Source organism: Nakamurella sp. PAMC28650 (assembly GCF_014303395.1).
In the GTDB taxonomy this organism is placed as follows: domain Bacteria; phylum Actinomycetota; class Actinomycetes; order Mycobacteriales; family Nakamurellaceae; genus Nakamurella.
The window spans coordinates 1,138,300-1,156,137 of record NZ_CP060298.1 but is presented as its reverse complement, the minus strand read 5'-3'; the positions used below and the strand labels follow the sequence as shown (position 1 = coordinate 1,156,137).

The following is a 17,838-nucleotide window of genomic DNA, read 5'->3' as shown; positions in this document are numbered from 1 at the left end:
CAACGGGACCAAGCTGCGTGGGTGGACAACACCGGATCGAGCGAGAGGAAGTCGGTCGAGGTGGACCAGCCGGAGGCCGACGGGTTCGAGCCGCAGTTCGGCGAGGAGCGCATGCGACTGGCCCAGTCGTCCTCCATGGCCAGTCCCTGGCGGCTCTGGGGGCCGTACGTCTCCGGGCGCCAATGGGGCACCGTCCGCGAGGACTACTCCGAGAACGGCGACGCCTGGTCGTCCTTCCCGTTCGACCAGGCGCATGCGCGGGCCTACCGCTGGGGGGAGGACGGGCTCGGCGGCATCTCCGACCGATTCGGCTTCCTGAACTTCTCCGTCGCGCTGTGGAATCACCGGGACCCGATCCTCAAGGAGCGGCTCTTCGGCCTGACCAACAACGAGGGCAACCACGGTGAGGACGCCAAAGAATACTGGTGGGCCGTCGACGGAACCCCTACACACAGCTGGATGCAGTGGCTCTACCGCTATCCCCAGGCCGAGTACCCCTACCAACGTCTCCGGGACGAGAACCGCAGGCGCGGCCGGCAGGAGCGCGAGTACGAGCTCGGCGACACCGGCATCCTCGACGAGGACCGGTTCTTCGACGTCCAGATGACCTACGCGAAGGCGGGACCGGAGGACCTCTGCATCACGATCACGGCGACGAACCACGGGCCCGAAGCCGCGCCGCTGGACATCCTGCCCCAGATCTGGCTCCGCAACACCTGGGCCTGGGGGCGAGACCGTCGTCGCCCCACCATCAGTCAGCTGCAGCCGCCGACCCTGACGGTGGGTGGACTCGAAGCGGTCGAGGTCGAGCAAGGATTCCTCGGCCACTATTTCCTGGCCGCCGAGGGCAGCCCCGATGTGCTGTTCTGCGAGAACGAGACGAATGCCGTCGCACTGTTCGGCGCGTCGCAGAATCCGGCCCCCTTCACCAAGGACGGCGTCAACAACCGCGTCATCAAGGGCGACAAGAAAGCGGTCAACCCGGCCCTGGAAGGCACCAAGGCTGCCTTCTGGTACCGGTTCCCGAGCATTCCGGCCGGCGAGAGCGTCGAGGTCAAGCTACGTCTGTCCACCTCGTCACCGACGAAGGCGACATTCGGCGAGTCCTTCGCCGCCACCAACTCAGACCGTCTGGCCGAGGCCGACGACTTCTACGAAGGCGTGATCAACCAGCAGATCTCGGTCGCGGACCGGCACGTTGCGCGTCGGGCCTACGCCGGCTTGCTGTGGGGCAAGCAGCTCTACCGCTACGACGTCGACCAGTGGATGAAGGGCGATCCCAACGCACCGGCTCCGGCCTCCCGTCGGAACCATGATGCGAGAAACGCTCACTGGACGCAGATGTCACTCGCCGACATCATCTCGATGCCTGACGAATGGGAGTATCCCTGGTTTGCAGCCTGGGATCTCGCCTTCCATACCATTCCGCTCGCCCACGTCGATCCGGCATTCGCCAAGGAACAGCTGGTCCTGATGTGCCGGGAGTGGTCGATGCATCCCAATGGCCAACTACCCGCCTACGAGTGGGAGTTCGGGGACGTCAACCCGCCGGTGCACGCCTGGGCCGCCTGGCATGTCTATCGCATCGACGGCTACCGCGACCGGGAGTTCCTGGTCCGGGTCTTCACCAAGTTGCTGCTCAACTTCGCCTGGTGGGTGAACCGCAAGGACTCCAACGGCTCCAACATCTTCGAGGGCGGTTTCCTGGGGATGGACAACATCGGCCTGTTCAATCGCAGCGCGCCGTTACCACCCGGGTTCCGCCTCGAGCAGTCCGATGCCACCAGCTGGATGGCGTTCTACTGCCAGCAGATGTTCAAGATCGCTCTGGAGCTGTCGCGCTACGACAAGTCCTGGGACGACGTGGCCACCAAGTTCCTCGAACACTTCCTGTCCATCGCGCAGGCCATGAACACCTTCGGCTCGCGCAACATCTCGCTCTGGCACGAGGAGGACGGGTTCTTCTACGACGTCCTGGTGCAACCGGACGGGACCGCGCCCCACATGCGGGTCCGCTCGATGGTCGGCCTGCTGCCGATCCTGGGCGCCACCGAGGTGCCGGCCTGGATCACCGAGGACTGCCCCGACGTGACGGCCAGACTCCGCTGGCTGCAACGTCGTCGGCCGGAGCTGATGGGACCCTTGCTCTCCCGCACCGGCGACGGCAGCCGGAAGATGCTGCTCTCGCTGGTCGACCCGGAGCGTCTCCGCCGGATCCTGGAGCGGATGTTCGACACCGAGGAGTTCCTGTCCCCCTTCGGGATCCGGTCGCTCTCGGCGGCCGCCAAGGATGTGGTGACGGCCGAGATCGGCGGCCAGCAGGTCTCCATCGGGTACGAGCCGGGCGAGTCGCAGACGGCGATGTTCGGCGGTAACTCCAACTGGCGTGGCCCCGTCTGGTTTCCGGTCAACGTGCTGCTGGCCGACAAGCTCCGCACTTACGGGCGCCATTTCGGTGACTCCTTCCAGATCGAGATCCCCACCGGCTCAGGCAATCTCAAGAACCTGGTACAGGCCGCCGACATCGTCGACGGCGGACTGACCGCCCTGTTCCGCCCCGTCGACGGACGTCGCCCGGCCGACGGGAAACGGATCGAGTCCAGCGACAACCCGCTGTGGCAGGACCATCCCACGTTCAGCGAGTACTTCGACGGAGACACCGGAGAGGGCCTGGGAGCCACCCATCAGACCGGCTGGACGGCCCTCGTCGCGCACCTGGTGAACCCGCGCCTGCCCCCCGATCCCCGCTCCCGCGGCTGGGCCTGACGACCTCTCGGAGCCGGGGCCTCAAGAGGGGTTGAAGTAGGTCTCCAGCAGGCGCAACCAGATCTCGCTGACCGTCGGGTACGACGGCACCGCATGCCACAGTTCCTCCAGCGTGACCTCTCCGATGATCGCCACCGTCGCGGCGTGCAGCAGATCGGAGACATCGGGCCCCACGAAAGTGGCACCCAGCAGGGTGTGCCTGTCCTCGTCGATGACCAGTTTGGCGTTGCCCACGTAGTTGTCCCGCTGCAGCGACGTGCCGGCCAACCACGCCAGGTCGTATTCGACGGTCCTGACGTTGAAACCCTGCTCGCGGGCCTGCGCCTCGGTCGGACCGACCGAGGCCACCTCCGGATCGGTGAAGGTGACCTGCGGGACGACACCGTGGTCGGCAGTGTCGGTGGTCCACGGTGAGTCGACCGACCTGCCCTCCGCGCGCGCCGCGATGATCGCCCCGCAGATCCTGGCCTGGTACTTGCCCATGTGCGTCAGCAGCGCGCGACCGTTGAGATCACCGATGGCGTAGAGCCATTCACCCTCGACACCCTGGACGGTGAGGTGATCGTCCACCTCGACGTAGCCGTGGTTGTCCGCCGTGGCCTGCGCGAGGGAACCGATGGTCTCCAGACCGATGTCCCGGCTGACGGGCACGCGGCCCGTCGCGACCAGGACCTCGTCGACCGTCACCGACTGATCGCCGAAGGACACGGTCACCTCGCCGCCGTGGATGTTGCCCTCACCGGTGGCCTGCGGGTCGAGTCGGTGGACTGCGTCGACCCGTGCGTTCAGGTGGACCGTCACGCCGTTCTCCCTGAACCGACTCACCACGAGGTCTCCTGCGAAGTCCTCGTTGCGCGCCAACAGCTTCGGGGCCGAGCCGATGATGCTCAGCTCGTCGACACCCAGTCCCTTCAACCAGGTGGCGGCCTCGCAGGCAACCACGCCGCCGCCGATGACGGCGACCCGGCGGGGGATCTGGTGGATGTTGGTGGCGTCCCGGGAGATCCACGGAAGCGCCTCGCGCAGGCCCGGAATCGGGGGGACCGCCGCAGTGGTGCCGGTATCGAGCACGACGGCCAATCGGGCGCGGATGGTCCGCACCGAACCGTCCGGCCGGGTCACCTCGACGGTCTTCTCACCGGCCACCCGCCCGTGGCCACGGATCACGTCGATCCCGATGCCCACGGCCCAGTCCACCTGCGACTTGTCGTCGTGGTGATTGACGATTCGGTCGCGGCGTTCGAGAACGGCTGCGGCATCGAGAGAATGATCCCCGACGATGCTCTGCACGCCGGGAAGGTTCCGCGCGTTGTCCAGAACCGAGATCGGGCGCAGCAGGGCCTTGCTCGGCATGCAGGCCCAGAACGAGCACTCGCCGCCGACCAGCTCCTTCTCGATGATGACGGCGGTGCGGTCGCTGCCCTGGGTCGCGTACTGGGCGACGTTCTCACCGGGCGGCGCCCCGCCGATGATGACGACGTCCCACTCGTCCTGCAGCACTGCATCGGTGTCCGGCATGGAGAAACGGTAGCCCTGCCGCCGGAGCGCCGAGCATGCGGGACGTCCGAGTACCCCACAGGAGGAGGACGGTTCAGTCGATCGTCAGGATGATCTTGCCGCGGACGTGACCGGACTCGGACAGCCGGTACGCGTCGGCAGCCTGCTCCAGTGGAAAAACCTTCTCGATGGGGATCTGGACCGTGCCGTGCTCGACGGCTTTCACGGCTTCCCGCAGTGCGTCCTCGAACCCGGGCTCGCTGCCATCGGTGATGACGACACCTGGCCCGCTGGCCTCGAAGTCGGCGATCGTGACGATCGGGCCGCCAGGGACCACGAGCTCCAACGACCCGGCGATGACGCCTGCCCCGGAGCAGTCGATCACCGAGTTGATCGGAGCCGTGGCCACGGCACGGACCCGGTCTTCCCAGCCGTCGCCGTAGAGCACCGGGATGGCGCCGAGGGAGGCCAGGTAGTGCTGGTTGGCTGCGCCCGCGGTACCGATGACCCCGGCGTCCCTGGCCCGGGCCAGTTGGGTCACGAAGACTCCGACACCACCGGTCGCCGCGTGCAACAGCAGCGTCTGACCCTCGCGGACGTGCGCCAGGGTGATGACCCTGATCGCGGTGGTGCCCGCCACCTTGATACCGGCGCCGGTGACGGAGTCGATCGAGTCCGGCAGGGCTACCACCAGGGCCCCGGCAAAGTCGCAGATCGCTCATGTCGGGCTGTTTTAGCTGGTCAGCACGAGTTTGAGTGGTCGGTGGGGGTCTCGGGCGTGATGTCGGACGGCTTCTGCGATGTTGCGGGCTCCGTCCAGTCGAAGAAGTCCGATGGCCAGGTTTCGTAGTGTGGCCATGACCTGGGGTCCGTTGCCGGTGCGGGCCTGGGACAGGTCTTCACCGAAGGTGACGTCCCGGACCCAGTGCAAACGGTTTTCAATCGACCAGTGTCCTCGGAGCCAGGTGCCCAGCTGCGCGGCGGACGCCTGGGTCGGGTGCAGGTCGGTGACCGCGTAGACGGTCTCGGTATGCCACTTCTTGGATCGGATCGACCGGACTTTTCTGCTCACCTGAATCGCCTGGGCGGCGTGCGGAAACAGAATTCCCGCGGCGATGGTGACGACTTTGAGGGTTCGTTTCTCGATCCGTCCGTGTCCGCGGTCCTTCTGGGTGTCGGTGACGTCGACGTCGTTCCATGGGAGTTGGGCCAGTCGCCGCCGCAGCGTCGGTTGGTTACCTTTCACGGTGAGCAGGTAATGCGCTCCGCGTTGCTCCACGAGATACTTGGCATGGATTTTCTGGCAGTGCATCGCATCGGCGGTGACCAACGCACCGAGCAACTCGATGTTGTCTAAAAGCTCGGCGAACATGGGGATCTCGTTGGTTTTGACATCGACGTCCAACTGCCCCAGGACCAGGCCTGCGGTGTGAGTGAGCGCTGAGAGCAGATGTCGGCACCGGCCGCCGGCCACGGCGGATCCCCGGACCGATTTGCCGTCGACTGCGATCACTTGAAATGTTTTCGACGCGGTGGCGACCACAGCGGCCCAGGTCCCGACGATGACATCCAAACCGTCGGCGTTGATCCTGTTCAGGGTTCGCCGGATCGTCGACTCGCAGGGTCTCTCACTGGATACGCCAAGTTTGGCCAATACTGCTGGTGCGGTGTCGGCGGCCCATTCGGCGATGGCGACGAAGGAGCGGGCACCGGCGATCACCGCGCACGCGGCCACCGCCAAAATGGTGGACAAGCCGTGCCGGCGGCCGCGCGCGCTGCGGGGGTCGGGAACCGATCGCAGGGCTCGGAGCAACGCCGCCGGCGCCGTGGGGATGTCGGGGAACTCATCTTCGTCGAATTGGTCAACGACGGTATACCTGGGTGATGATGACATCGGGCGTGGTCCTTGGCTGTGAGTGAGTGGCCTCAAGAACCTTCATGATCATCACCGTGGGCCACGCCCACCCGCAAACCGCCCCTCCCGGCGTGTCGCAACCCATCGCCGCAGCTCAAGAATTGTCAACCCGACTTTGCCGGGGCCCTGGGGCTACCACCTGATCGGCCCCGGTCACCACGAATTCCGCCGAGGTGCCGTCCGCACCACCGGCGACCCGGTCACCCACCGCGAACCCGTTCACGCCTTCACCGAGAGCGTCGATGACACCGGCCATCTCGAGGCCGGTCAGCGAGGGACCGTCCAGCGGTCGACCGCCAGACATGTAGCCACGCCGAATCTTCCAGTCCATCGGGTTGACCCCGATGGCGTGTACCCGGACCCTGACCTAGCGTGGGCCCGGTTCGACGAGCGGGACCTCCGTCGGCGTCAGGACATCGGGATCGCCGTACTCGCTGTAGACAATCGCTCTCGGCATGTCAGTCCTGTTCTGGACGGGTCTGTTCTGGATGGGCCTGTTCTGGATGGGCCTGTTCTGGATGGGCCGTTCGCTGTGGGGAACCGGTGCGTCAGGCCGGGCGCTTCTGCGGCGAGGTCCTGGTCGTCATTCCCGCATCACGGACCACGACATCGCCCAGCGCCTCGTCGATCTTCGCGAGGACGGACGCATCCAGCGAGACGCCGGAGGCCTTGACGTTCTCGTGCACCTGCTCGGGACGCGAAGCCCCGACCAACGCGGCCGCCACGTTGTCGTTGCTCAAAACCCAGGCCACCGCCAATTGCGCCATGGTCAGGTCGAGTTCGGCGGCGATCGGCTCCAGTGCCTGGACCCTGGTCAGGACGTCGTCGTTCATGAATCGCTTGATCATGTCCGCACCGCCCTTCTCGTCGGTGGCGCGGGAGCCGGCCGGGGGAGCCTGGCCGGGCTTGTACTTGCCGGTCAGCACGCCTTGGGCGATGGGCGACCAGACGATCTGCGAGACGCCCAACTCCCGCGATGTCGGGACCACCTCGTCCTCGATCACACGCCACAGCATCGAGTACTGCGGCTGGCTGGAGATCAGCTGGATGCCCAGCTCGGTGGCCAGAGCGTGTCCGGCCCGGATCTGCTCGGCCGTCCACTCGCTGACGCCGATGTAGAGCGCCTTGCCCTGCCGGATGACCCGCGCAAACGCCTGCATGGTCTCTTCCAGCGGGGTCTCGGTGTCGAACCGGTGGGCCTGGTAGAGGTCGACGTAGTCGGTCTGCAGTCGCTTCAGCGAGGCGTTGATCGATTCGGCGATGTGCTTGCGGGAGAGCCCGACGTCGTTGTGCCCGGCCGGCCCGGTCGGCCAGTAGACCTTGGTGAAGATCTCCAACGATTCGCGACGTTCGCCCTTCAAGGCTTCGCCGAGAACGGTCTCGGCCTTGCCGTTGGCGTACACGTCAGCGGTGTCGAACGTGGTGATGCCGGCATCGAGAGCCGCGCGCACGCACTGTGCTGCGACGTCGTTCTCCACCTGCGAGCCGTGGGTGAGCCAGTTGCCGTACGTGATCGACGAGATCTTGAGCCCGGAGTTTCCGAGGTATCTGAATTCCATTGCGACAACGTTAGGCCCTTCCCCGGGTCCTGGGTCAAACCGGGGGTCGGTTCCCATGCCTTCGCATAGATCGGCGTCGGTCCCCCCGCATGGATCAACTTCCCCCTTTTGGGACGGGTGGGACAGGAGTCATCACTTTCGTCCATGCCTGGGAAGTTGATCCACGCCAACCGGGTTGATCCACGCCAGCCGGGTTGATCCACGCCAACGGGGTGGATCCACGCCAACCGGGGACGGGGGTCATCGGGTCGAGACCGGGCCCGACCGGGGGGGCCGGGTGGGGTGGGGTCAGCGGCCGGCCGGGGTGATCTTCCCGACGGCTTCGACGAGCTCGGCCATCACCTCGAACGCATCCGGGACGTACGGGTTCGGGAAACCGACGAGCGCCTGGTCGATGCCGATGGAGGCGAGCGCACCGAAGCGGTCGATGGCCTGCTCCAGGCTCTGGGTGCCGTCGGCGCCGTTGCGGGTGAACCGGCCCATGCCCAGGGTGGTCTTCTCGATCTCCGCGTAGTCCCGGCCGAGGCGGCTGCAATGCTCCTGCAGCACATCGAGTTTGCCCTTGATGCCCGGCAACGGCATCTCGAAGATGTTGCAGGCGTCGGCATACTGGGCGACCATCCGGAGCGTCTTCTTCTCACCGGTGCCCCCGATCAGGATGGGAGGGTGAGGGGCGCTGACCGCCTGCGGGTGGTTCAGCGGCCGCTGCAGGTCGAAATGCTTGCCGACGAAGGGCGAGTCGTCGTCCTTCCACATCTGGTGGGCGAGCTGCAGGACCTCCTCCAGTTGCTCGAACCGGTCCTTCAGCGGAGGGTAGGGCACCCCGAGGCCGACGTGCTCCTCCTCGTTCCAGGCGGCTCCGATCCCGAGATAGGCGCGGCCCGCGGACAGCACGTCCAGCGTGGTGGCCGTCTTGATCAGCACACCGGGATGGCGGTAGGTGACCCCGGTGACCAGGGTGCCCAGTTTGATCTTCTCCGTGACGGCGGCCGCGAAGGCCAGCGCCGACCAGCCCTCGAGCATGTCCTCCTCGGGCGCGCCGTTCATCGAGATCTGGAAGAAGTGGTCCATCACCCAGAGGCTGGCCATGCCGGCCTGCTCGGCATCGACCGCAACGCTCTTGAAGGTGGCGCCGGTGCCGGCCGGAGCACCGGGGAAGTTGAATGCGTTGACCTGTAGACCCAGCTGCATGACGTGATCCCTTGCTCGAACCCGCGACGGCCGATGGTGCCGTCTCGAAACAACGGTAGACCCGGGCCTGTGCCTCTGCGCCCCGCACCGGCCACCCCGCCGCCCGCATCCGATTCGGGCGTATCGTTCGAGGTGAGAGCGATGGAGGGAGACTAGGTGAAGGCGGACAACCGGCGGTGCCGACTCGGGCTCCACCACTTCGTCGACTTCCCGGATCCGAACCCGGAGACCCACGGGCAGCGTGAGGCACAGGGCTATCGGGCCTGCACCCGATGCACGAAGACCAAGGACGTCGACGTCTACTCGGCCCGCGGCGAATCACTCAGGGCCAGATCCTGGTGGATGGCCTGAGCGGATCTCGCCCCTGATGTCTGATGTCCTTCTCGGGCAGGTCGCTCGCTCGGAGCGCGGCAGCATGCCCGGACGTCCGGACCGTCGTCAGGCGGTCGGGCGGCCGGCAATCCTGGTCCTGAGCCCTTCGAGCCAGCCCGGCTCGGGCTTGGCCGTCTCGATCCACCAGGTCGCACCGGCCGCCGCATAGCCCGGCAGTTCGGCGGCCACTTCGTCCGGGCGTTCGGCGACCTCTGCCCAGACCGCCAGGTCGAAGCCGCCCGAGTGGCCACGTTCGGCCACCACCTGGTCGCGGACACCGGCGATTTCGGCGGTGCTCGGACGCGACAGCCGGCCGTCGGCCCAGGTGATGGGTACCGCGCCGTCCCATCGGGCCGCGCGGCTCATCGGCTTGCGTCGTGGCAGCGTGCCCCCGACCCAGACCGGGATGCGCGGCCGCTGGACCGGCCGCGGGCTGAATGTCACCCCGGACACCTGGTAGTGCCGGCCGTGGAAGTCGACCCGCTCACCACTCCACAGTTGGTCGAGAACGGTCAGGCCCTCGTCGAGCATCTCGGCCCGCAGCACGGCATCGGTCTCGTCGCCGAACAGGCCGAAATCGCCCTGCGCCGGCGACCCGATGCCCACACCGAGGATCAGCCGGCCGTTGCTCAGCAGGTCGAGCGTCGTGGTCTGCCGGGCCAGCACCGCGGGGCGGCGTCGGGATACCGGCGTGATCATCGTGCCGATCCGGATCCGCCGGGTACGCGCCGCGATCAGCGCCAGCACCAGCCAGGGGTCGACGATCGGCGGGCCGACGCCGTCGTTGGCGAACATCAGGTGGTCCCACAGGAAGAACCCGTCGAAACCCGCTTCCTCGGCGGCGATCCCGAGCTCGACCAACTCGTTCGGATCCTCCGCGAAGCACGGTGCGGCCAGTGCTCGTCTGACCGCTGTGTGCACCATCGTCATCTCGCGGCCCACCGCGCGAGCAGTTCGGCGGTGACGCCGACGTGGTCGGTCGGCGCTGCCGTGACATCGATGACCTGCTGCGGGACACAGAGCATGGGCATCAGTCCCGGACCCAGGCCGGCGCGGGGGCTGCTGGTCGTGACGACGACCCCGACGGTGACCCAGCCGCGTCGGTAGCCGGCGTTGTGCCGGACGTCGAGGTTGTCCACCGCGACCAGATCCCCGAGCCGCAGGACCTCCAGCCCGACGAGGGCGGCCGTGATCGTGTCGACCTGGAGGTCGAGGTCCCACTGGTGCGCGGGGCGACCGATTCCGTTGCCGATCAACTTCGAGGGAACCCGACCGCGAACGACCACGTTGATGCCGTCGTCGCCGACCATCACCGGGAGCGCCGGCAGCACGGCAGGATCCACATTCAGCAGCTGTCCACCGAGGGCGGCGATCGGCTCTGGAAGTCCGGCCCCCTGACCCATGGCGCGGACCACCATCGCATCACCGGGGACCATTTGCGCGAGCACGTCCTGCGGGAACCAGGCGAGCACGCGACCCTGCTCACCGCGCTTGCCCAGCACGGCACCAACGGCACCGGCGGCGGCACCCGTCCGCACCGTCACCCGGTTGCCCAGGCAGGCGAAGGAGGTCAGCGCATGGCGTGCGGCCTGCTCGGGATGGATCAGCGACACCGCCGGGCTGGCGTGGTCGGCATCGAAGCCGAAGACGCTGTCGCCCAGGTGAAGTCCGAGCACCACCCCGCCGTCGCCGGTCGGTACGTAGGGGCGTCCGTCGGCGTCCGTCAGGTACGGATTTCCGTCGAGGCCGGGATGTTCGACGATGCCGAGGGCATTCGTGGCAAGCAAGGCAGGCGCATTCATGCGGACACTCCCATGGCGGTAAAGGCGTTGCTGACATTGGCCTCCGGTTCGTCGACCACGTCGAAGGCCGCGGTCGGCCCGGACAACAGTGTGCTCGGCCCCGGCCCGTGGCCGAAGAGCCGGCAGTGCCCCGTGCTGATCACCCCGATCGTCGTACAGCCGGGACGATAACCCCGGCCGTAGCGGTGATCCTGGTCTTCGAGGACCACGACGTCGCCGATCCGCAGGAGCTCGAGCCCGAGCGACAGGTCCTCACCCTGACCTGCGTAGGCGCCCATCAGGTCGGTGTTGGCGTATTCGGAGTACATGCCGGTCCCGGCGCCGATCGCCTCTGCCGGAACGCGAACGGCCACCGGGACCCGCAGCCGACCGTCCGGTCCGGTGGTGATGCCCAACCCCTCGAGCAGGTCCGGATCAGCGTTCTTCACGACGATCTCGGGGTGATCGGTGAGTCTCAGGCCCTGCCCGTAGGCGTGCACCACGACCTGGTCTCCGGTGCACACCTGCTGGAGGTCGGACTCGGAGAAGTCGGCGAGGACGTAGGCGTGCTGGCCGATGACCCGGCCGACGGCACCGGCGGCCGGCCCGGAGCGCACGGTGACCACGTTGCCGACGCAGGTCAAGAACTGCAGCGCCATGTTGGCCCGCTCCTCGCGGTGCCGGATCGACAGTCCCGGCTCGAGATGGTCTGCGGCATATCCGGTGGCGCCGTCACCGGGGTGCACACCCAGTGTGACGCCGCCCATCCCGGGCAGCAGGAACGGGACCCCGTCGGCGTCGGTGCGGTAGGCATGCCGATCTCCCAGCGCGGGCCAGACCTCGCCGATCAGCACCTGCGTCAGCAGGCGTTCACGATTGGTGGACAACGTCATGCCGTCCCTCGCTCTCTCTTCAGTGGTGCCGCGCCGAGGCGGAAACCGTTGGCCCTGATGGCCGGGGCGGTGATGGCGCCGTTCCAGACGTTCATCACCGGAACGGTGCGGGCGACGTCGGCGACTCCGTCCACGCGGGCCAGCAGCGCGAGAACCGATTGGGTGAAACGCATCCCGGCCAGCGGGCGGCCCAGCCGGCCGTCGACGATCTCGAAGCAGGCATCCCGGGTGACCCCGGTGATGGTGCCGGCGGTGCGGTCGACCAGTCGTGTGTACCAGAATCGCTGGAGGTAGACGCCGCGTTCCACGCCGGCGATCAGGTCGGCCTCGGTCGACGGACCGGTCCGCATGCCGATGTTGGCGGCTCGGGTCTCGGGCACCTCCTCCCGGGCAATGTGGGCGTGTCCGCTGGACCGGCCACCCAGCTGGGCAGCCGTTCTCAGATCGGTCACCGGGGAACCCACCACACCGGCCCCGAGAAACGGCACCCGCCGCTTCGGCACACCCTCGATGTCGAATCCGAGAGGCAGGCCGAGATCGACCAGCGCATCGTCCGCGACGTCGACCAGGTCGGACGCCACCCGTTGACCGGCCGATGCCGACCACAACCCGACACCGGCCGCCGCGAGCTCCCCGGAGAATCCGAAACCCGGCAGGAATTCCAGTAGTTCCGCCGTCGCCTCGGGACCGAGGACGGCGGTGTACTCCCCGGGCGTCAGCTCGGCGCGACCCCGACCGGCCACCGCCTGCGCGACGGTGGCGGAGACGGCGCGTCCCAGGTGGAGCCGATCGGCGCTCCGGCCGAGATCGATGAAGTGCGAGGTGCTGTCGTCGACAGCGACGGTCAGCCCGGCCATCGCCTCGGTGGCCGTGGTCGCCCGGGCGATCCCTGCGCTGGTCGCCACCACCAACTGACTCAGGGCACGGCCGATCATCCCCGCTGCCGAGCCGCCGACCGCGGCGGCGGCGTCGATGGCCTTGCGGACAACCCTGACCCGGGCGCCCTCGTCGAAGGCGGCAGTACTGGCGTACCGCAACATCTCTCCCGGAGGACAATTCCCCTCCGGGTAGTCCGCAACCGAAGCCACCGCGGCCATTCCCGGCGCCGAGGCAGTGGCCGCCAGGGATCTGGCCATCCGGGTCGCCTCGGCAGCGGCCCGTTCCAGCCCTCGCAGGCTGCTCGTGGCCGCGCGGGCGGCGTGGCCGTCGACGACGGCCCTGACCATCACCTGGAGTTCGGTGATGTCCTGCGGTTGGTGGATCCGGCCGTCGGCGAATCGGGTGTACTGCCCCGTGCGGCCCATCACGAACGCGTCCATCGCGTCGGCGCCGCCGGTGTTGACCACGGTGGCGAGCCGTTCCAGCGCCTCGTCCTGGTCGACCGCCGGCGCGAGGGCACCTGCTGTGAAGACCTCTGCAGCCCCGGACATCACGCCACCCCGATACGCTGCTGACGGACCAGCATCGGTGCTGCACCATGACTGAGGAAGCCCCACTGCTTGGGTTCGCCCTTGCCGCAGGGGTATCCGAAGTTCCGGACCTCCTCCGGGCCGGCGACCGCCTCCACCGCGCCCCAGAACTGCGGAGTGACACCGCCGTAGGAGAAGTTCTTCAGGAGGCGACCGCGGCGGCCACGCCTGACCTCGTAGGCGATCTCGCTCCCGAACTGGAAGTTCAGCCGCCGATCGTCGATGGACCAGCTCCGGTTGTCGTCGAGGTAGTAGCCGTCGCCGAGCCGATCCAGCAGCTCGTCCAGGGAGCCCTCGCCGGGTTCCAGGTGGACGTGGGTGGAGAAGCACACCGGCAGGTAGGCCCAACCGTCGCTGCGGGCGGCACCGGTCACCGGCAGCCCGGCACGGGCCGCGGAGTCCCGGGAGGACAGCGTGTTCTTCACGATGCCCTCGGAGATCAGCGGCGTGCGGATCGCCGGCGTGCCCTCGTCGTCGAACCCGAACGTCCCGCGGGTACCCGGCACGGTCGGGTCGGAGGTGATGTTGACCGCGGGCGATCCGTAGCGGAACCGACCGACATCGGCCACCGACAGGAACGAGGTGCCGGCGAAGTTCTGCTCGTCACCCAGGATCCGGTCCAGTTCCAGGGCGTGGCCGCAGGACTCGTGAATCTGCAGCGACACCTGCTGGGCGCCGATGACCAGGTCGGCGGTGCCGGCCGGCGCCACCGGCGCGGTCAGCAGGGCGACGGCCTCCTCCCCCACCCGGACGGCGTTGCCGGGCATGTCCAGCCCCAGCACGAACTCCCACCCAGCGCCGCCGGTGTTGCCGTGGAACGAGTTCGGGAAACTGCGCCGTTGCACGTCGTGGCCGTCCGCGGCGGTGGCCACCATCATCGCGCCGGACTCCACCAGGTGCTGGTGCTGCCGGGACCCTTCGGTGTCCGCATAATGACGATGCTGACGTTTGGCGTTCACACCGGCCTGCGCGTCCCGCACGACGGAGGGCCCGGACATCCCGGCGAGCAACTCCGCCAGCAACGCATGACGTCGGGCGTCGCTCACCAGGAAGGGGTCGGTCAAGACCGTCGTGCGGTGGTTGCCGGACGTCCCGGGACGGGTCGGCAGCCGGACCGGTGGACCAAGTCCGACGCCGGCCCTGGCCACCGCGACCGCGCGGCGGGCGGCGGCGACCACGTCGGCGTCGCCGTTCAGCGGTCGGGACGCAAAACCCCAGGCCCCGTCGACCAGCACCCGCACGCCGATGCCCAGGTTGTGCTCGATCCGCTCGTCCGGATCGGCGCCGAGGCGGTGGTAGAGGCGCAATTCCTCCGCCTCGATCAGCCGGACGTCGGCGAAGTCAACGTCGGCCCCGACGGCGGACAGGGCCTGCTCCAGAATTCGGGCCGCACCCGCGTCGTCGGCCATCTCGCCCCAGGCGTGCGCTTCCGGGTTCGATCGGCCGGTCGGATCGCCGTGGGCGGTGGTCGGTGTCGTCGACTGCGTCATGGTCGGGAATTCCGTTCGGCGGTCGTCGTGAGGAGGTCGGCGATCTCGGTGAGGCCGCGCTCGATGTCGGACGGGGCGGCGGCCAGGGAGATCCGCAGATGGCCCTGGCCGGCCGGCCCGAACGCGGACCCCGGTGCGGTGGCGATCCCGCGTTGCGCCAACAGCTCCAGCGCGAACCGCGCGCTGTCGTTGACCTCGGCAGGCAGGGTCAGCCACAGGTAGAACGCCCCCGACGGGACGGCGTGCTCCAGGCCCAGCGCAGAGGCGGTCGCGACCGCCGCGTCCCGGCGGGTGCGGTAGCAGTCGCGCATGGTGGCCACGTCGTCCTGTGGTCCCTCCAGCGCCTCGACGGCCGCCCACTGCACCGGCGTGTTCACCGAGCTGGCGATGGTCTCCTGCACCCTGGTCATCCGGGCGATCAATTCCGGGGGGCCCACAGAGTAGCCCACCCGCCAACCGGTCATCGCGTAGCTCTTGGACAGCGAGAAGGCCGTCACGCAGGGCACTCCAGGGGACGCGAGCGCGAAGGCGGTGTTCGGACGGTCGAACCAGAGCTGGTCATAGCACTCGTCGGAGATCACCCAGATCCCCCTGGCTGCAGCCCACTCACCGAGCGCGGCCTGCTGCGCGTCGGTGAAGACGGCGCCGGTCGGATTGGACGGGGTATTGATGACGATCGCCCTGGTCCGGGAGGTCACCACCGCATCCAGCCTCGAGATCCCGTCGAACGAGCCGGTGACCGGATCGAGCCGGTACCGGACCGGACGTGCCCCGACGGCCAGCGCCAGCGACGCAAGGTTGGGCCAGCCCGGGTCGGGCACCAGCACGTCGTCGCCGGAGTCCAGGATCGCGCGGTAGGCAGCGTGGAGCCCCCCGACGCCACCGGCCGTCACCAGCACCTGATCGGGATCCAGCCCCTCCCAGTGATTGTCGCGGGCAAGTTTATGGCAGATGACTTCCCGGAGTCTCGGGAGGCCGGCGCTGGGCGCGTAGCGGGTCAGACCGGCCACCGCGGCACGATCTGCGGCGCGGACGATCCGCTGCGGCGTCGGGAAGTCAGGCTCACCGAGCTGCAGGTGCACCGCGCCGGGTGTCGCCCACGCCGCGGTCGCCAGCGCCCTGATGCCCGACGCTGGAATCGATGCCGACTCCAGCCCGAGTGATGGCAGCGCGGTCACCAGGTGCCCCTGGCCTGGCCGCCGTCACAGCTCAGGAAACTGCCGGTCACGTAGGAACCCGCCTCGGATGCGAGGAACAGGGCCACCGCAGCGAACTCGCGCGGCTCGCCGTAGCGTCCGGCCGGAATGGCCGCCGCACTGGCCGCGCGGACCTCCGCGACCGACCGGCCCTCCCGCTCGGCGCGTCCGGCGTCCAGGGCTGCGACCCTGGCGGTGTCGATCCGGCCCGGCAGCACACCGTTGACCGTGACACCGTCGGAAGCCACGGTGGCGGAGATGGTCTTCAGCCACGCCGTCAGCGCCGAACGGGCGCCGTTGGAATACGCCAGCTCAGGTAACGGCTCCCGCACCCCGGAGGACAGGACCGCGACGACACGACCCCAGCCCTGCGCCCGCATGCCGGGGAGCAGCCGGGTGGCCAGATCGATCGGGGTGACCGTGAGCAACTGCAGCGCGGACCGCCACCCCTGGGCGTCGGTCCGATCCGGCGGGCACGGCGGCGGGCCGCCGGCGTTCAGGATCAGCACGTCGGCCCCGCCCATCAGCGCGGTGGCGGCCCCGGCGATCTGCTCGGCGGCAGCGGGGCAGGACGCATCCGCGGCCGCGACGTGCACCGTCGCGGCCGGATGCTCGACGCGGAGCCGCTCCGCGGTCTCCTCCAGCCGGTCCCGATTCCTGGCCCACAGCAACAACTCGGCTCCTGAAGCGGCGAAACCTTCGGCGATGGCCAGGCCGAGACCGGAACTCGCGCCGCCGACGACGACGCGCGTCACGCCGACACGACCAGGGCGGCGCGCACCGGCGTCAGGTCGACCCTGCGTAGGACGTCATCCAGTTCCGCCAGGGTGATCTCGTCCAGGAACGGTCGGAGATTGCGGGTCCGCGCGCAGGTGATCACACCGCGACGGCGCAGCACCTCTTTCCGGATGCCCAGACCGACCACCGGCTGCCCCTCGAACGTCAGATAGGGCAGGTAGCGATCGAAAAGAACGGCTGCCGATGCGAAGTCGCCCGCTGCGGCGGCCAATCGCAAGCCCCGCAGGACCTCCGGGAACGCGAACCCGGTCATCGTGCCGGAAGCGCCGCGGCGCAGCTCGGCATACGCGCTCACCCCGCCGAGGCCGCCGAAGACCGTCAGACCGGGGCGGGCCGCGAGCAGTCTGGTGATCTTGGGCGGGGTCGGCGGATCCTCCAGCTTGACGGTGGTGCTGGCGGTGGCGTCGAGCGCCGCCAGCAGCGCCGAGACCGGCAGCGGCACACCGGTGGCGGCCGGTTCGTCCTGCACGATGACCGGCACGCCGGCACCTCCGCAGGCCGCGCGGTAGAAACCGGCGATCTGATCGGTGTCCTTCAGCAGGGTAGGCGCCGACACCATCACAGCGGACGCACCGAGCTCCACCGCCCGCGAGATGCGCTGCGCCGTCAAGGGAGCCGACGGCGACGAACAGCCGACCGCCACCGGGATGCGTCCCGCGGCCGCACGCAGCACGCCGGTCAGCACCTCGTCCCGCTCGGCATCGGACAGGGCCGACACCTCCCCCATCACCCCGAGGACGGTGATGCCGTCCACACCCCAGTCCGCGGTCGCATCGACGATCCCGGCTAGGCCGGCGGGGTCCACCGCTCCGTCCGCGGTGAACGGAGTCGGGCTGACGAACCACGTCCCCGACAAATCGGTGGTGAGGTCGGGCGAAGGTGTCGACGACATCGTCGGCGCTCCTGTTCTG

16 protein-coding genes are annotated in these 17,838 nt (G+C 68.6%); 2 read left to right on the top strand and 14 right to left on the bottom strand.

From position 1 onward, the window contains the following. Window positions 1-135: 135 nt before the first annotated feature. Window positions 136-2,766 carry a glucosidase gene (locus H7F38_RS05270; protein ID WP_370531331.1) on the top strand — a complete coding sequence of 877 codons (2,631 nt, stop codon included), beginning with the start codon at window positions 136-138 and terminating at the stop codon, window positions 2,764-2,766. Between the two features lie 21 nt (window positions 2,767-2,787). Here H7F38_RS05270 and H7F38_RS05265 read toward each other — a convergent pair whose 3' ends face one another. The 6 genes from H7F38_RS05265 to H7F38_RS05240 form a co-directional block, all read right to left on the bottom strand. Next, entirely contained in the window at window positions 2,788-4,284 is a 1,497-nt protein-coding gene (locus H7F38_RS05265; RefSeq protein WP_187093154.1) for an NAD(P)/FAD-dependent oxidoreductase, read from the bottom strand. Between the two features lie 73 nt (window positions 4,285-4,357). Further along, entirely contained in the window at window positions 4,358-4,954 is a 597-nt protein-coding gene (locus tag H7F38_RS05260; RefSeq protein ID WP_187093153.1) for a zinc-binding dehydrogenase, read from the bottom strand. A gap of 42 nt (window positions 4,955-4,996) precedes the next feature. Beyond that, on the bottom strand, window positions 4,997-6,157 hold the full coding sequence (locus tag H7F38_RS05255; RefSeq protein WP_222618137.1) for an ISAs1 family transposase: 1,161 nt from the start codon (window positions 6,155-6,157) through the stop codon (window positions 4,997-4,999). A 115-nt stretch (window positions 6,158-6,272) separates the two neighbouring features. Then, a complete protein-coding gene (locus H7F38_RS05250; protein ID WP_187093152.1) occupies window positions 6,273-6,509 on the bottom strand; it encodes an alcohol dehydrogenase catalytic domain-containing protein in 237 nt (78 codons plus the stop codon). Between the two features lie 217 nt (window positions 6,510-6,726). Beyond that, window positions 6,727-7,737 (bottom strand): aldo/keto reductase family protein, encoded by a 1,011-nt coding sequence (locus H7F38_RS05245; RefSeq protein ID WP_187093151.1) that lies wholly within the window; start codon window positions 7,735-7,737, stop codon window positions 6,727-6,729. A 288-nt stretch (window positions 7,738-8,025) separates the two neighbouring features. Next, window positions 8,026-8,928: an LLM class F420-dependent oxidoreductase gene (locus tag H7F38_RS05240; protein ID WP_187093150.1), complete on the bottom strand. Its 903-nt coding sequence runs from the start codon at window positions 8,926-8,928 to the stop codon at window positions 8,026-8,028. A gap of 156 nt (window positions 8,929-9,084) precedes the next feature. Between H7F38_RS05240 and H7F38_RS05235 the strand changes: the two genes are divergently transcribed. Continuing rightward, complete coding sequence (locus tag H7F38_RS05235; RefSeq protein ID WP_187093149.1) at window positions 9,085-9,279, top strand: hypothetical protein; 195 nt, start codon at window positions 9,085-9,087, stop codon at window positions 9,277-9,279. A gap of 87 nt (window positions 9,280-9,366) precedes the next feature. Here H7F38_RS05235 and H7F38_RS05230 read toward each other — a convergent pair whose 3' ends face one another. From H7F38_RS05230 to H7F38_RS05195, 8 genes are read right to left on the bottom strand one after another with little or no spacing between them, the layout of a single operon-like run. Then, window positions 9,367-10,230, bottom strand: a complete 864-nt coding sequence (locus tag H7F38_RS05230; protein ID WP_187093148.1) for an LLM class flavin-dependent oxidoreductase — start codon at window positions 10,228-10,230, stop codon at window positions 9,367-9,369. Further along, entirely contained in the window at window positions 10,227-11,102 is an 876-nt protein-coding gene (locus H7F38_RS05225) for a DUF4438 domain-containing protein (protein WP_187093147.1), read from the bottom strand. Before H7F38_RS05225 ends, H7F38_RS05230 begins: the two co-directional genes overlap by 4 nt. Next, window positions 11,099-11,974 (bottom strand): DUF4438 domain-containing protein, encoded by an 876-nt coding sequence (locus H7F38_RS05220; protein ID WP_187093146.1) that lies wholly within the window; start codon window positions 11,972-11,974, stop codon window positions 11,099-11,101. Before H7F38_RS05220 ends, H7F38_RS05225 begins: the two co-directional genes overlap by 4 nt. Next, entirely contained in the window at window positions 11,971-13,404 is a 1,434-nt protein-coding gene (locus H7F38_RS05215) for a TldD/PmbA family protein (protein WP_187093145.1), read from the bottom strand. The genes H7F38_RS05220 and H7F38_RS05215 overlap by 4 nt, the downstream gene beginning before the upstream one ends. Continuing rightward, window positions 13,404-14,933, bottom strand: a complete 1,530-nt coding sequence (locus tag H7F38_RS05210; protein WP_222618466.1) for a TldD/PmbA family protein — start codon at window positions 14,931-14,933, stop codon at window positions 13,404-13,406. Before H7F38_RS05210 ends, H7F38_RS05215 begins: the two co-directional genes overlap by 1 nt. After that, window positions 14,930-16,111: a pyridoxal phosphate-dependent aminotransferase gene (locus H7F38_RS05205; RefSeq protein ID WP_187093144.1), complete on the bottom strand. Its 1,182-nt coding sequence runs from the start codon at window positions 16,109-16,111 to the stop codon at window positions 14,930-14,932. The genes H7F38_RS05210 and H7F38_RS05205 overlap by 4 nt, the downstream gene beginning before the upstream one ends. Further along, window positions 16,108-16,884, bottom strand: coding sequence for an SDR family oxidoreductase (locus H7F38_RS05200; RefSeq protein ID WP_187093143.1), 777 nt, complete (start codon window positions 16,882-16,884; stop codon window positions 16,108-16,110). The genes H7F38_RS05205 and H7F38_RS05200 overlap by 4 nt, the downstream gene beginning before the upstream one ends. Beyond that, the gene (locus H7F38_RS05195) at window positions 16,881-17,819 is read right to left on the bottom strand and encodes a dihydrodipicolinate synthase family protein (RefSeq protein WP_187093142.1); all 939 of its coding nucleotides are present in this window, start codon (window positions 17,817-17,819) and stop codon (window positions 16,881-16,883) included. The genes H7F38_RS05200 and H7F38_RS05195 overlap by 4 nt, the downstream gene beginning before the upstream one ends. Window positions 17,820-17,838: the final 19 nt, after the last annotated feature.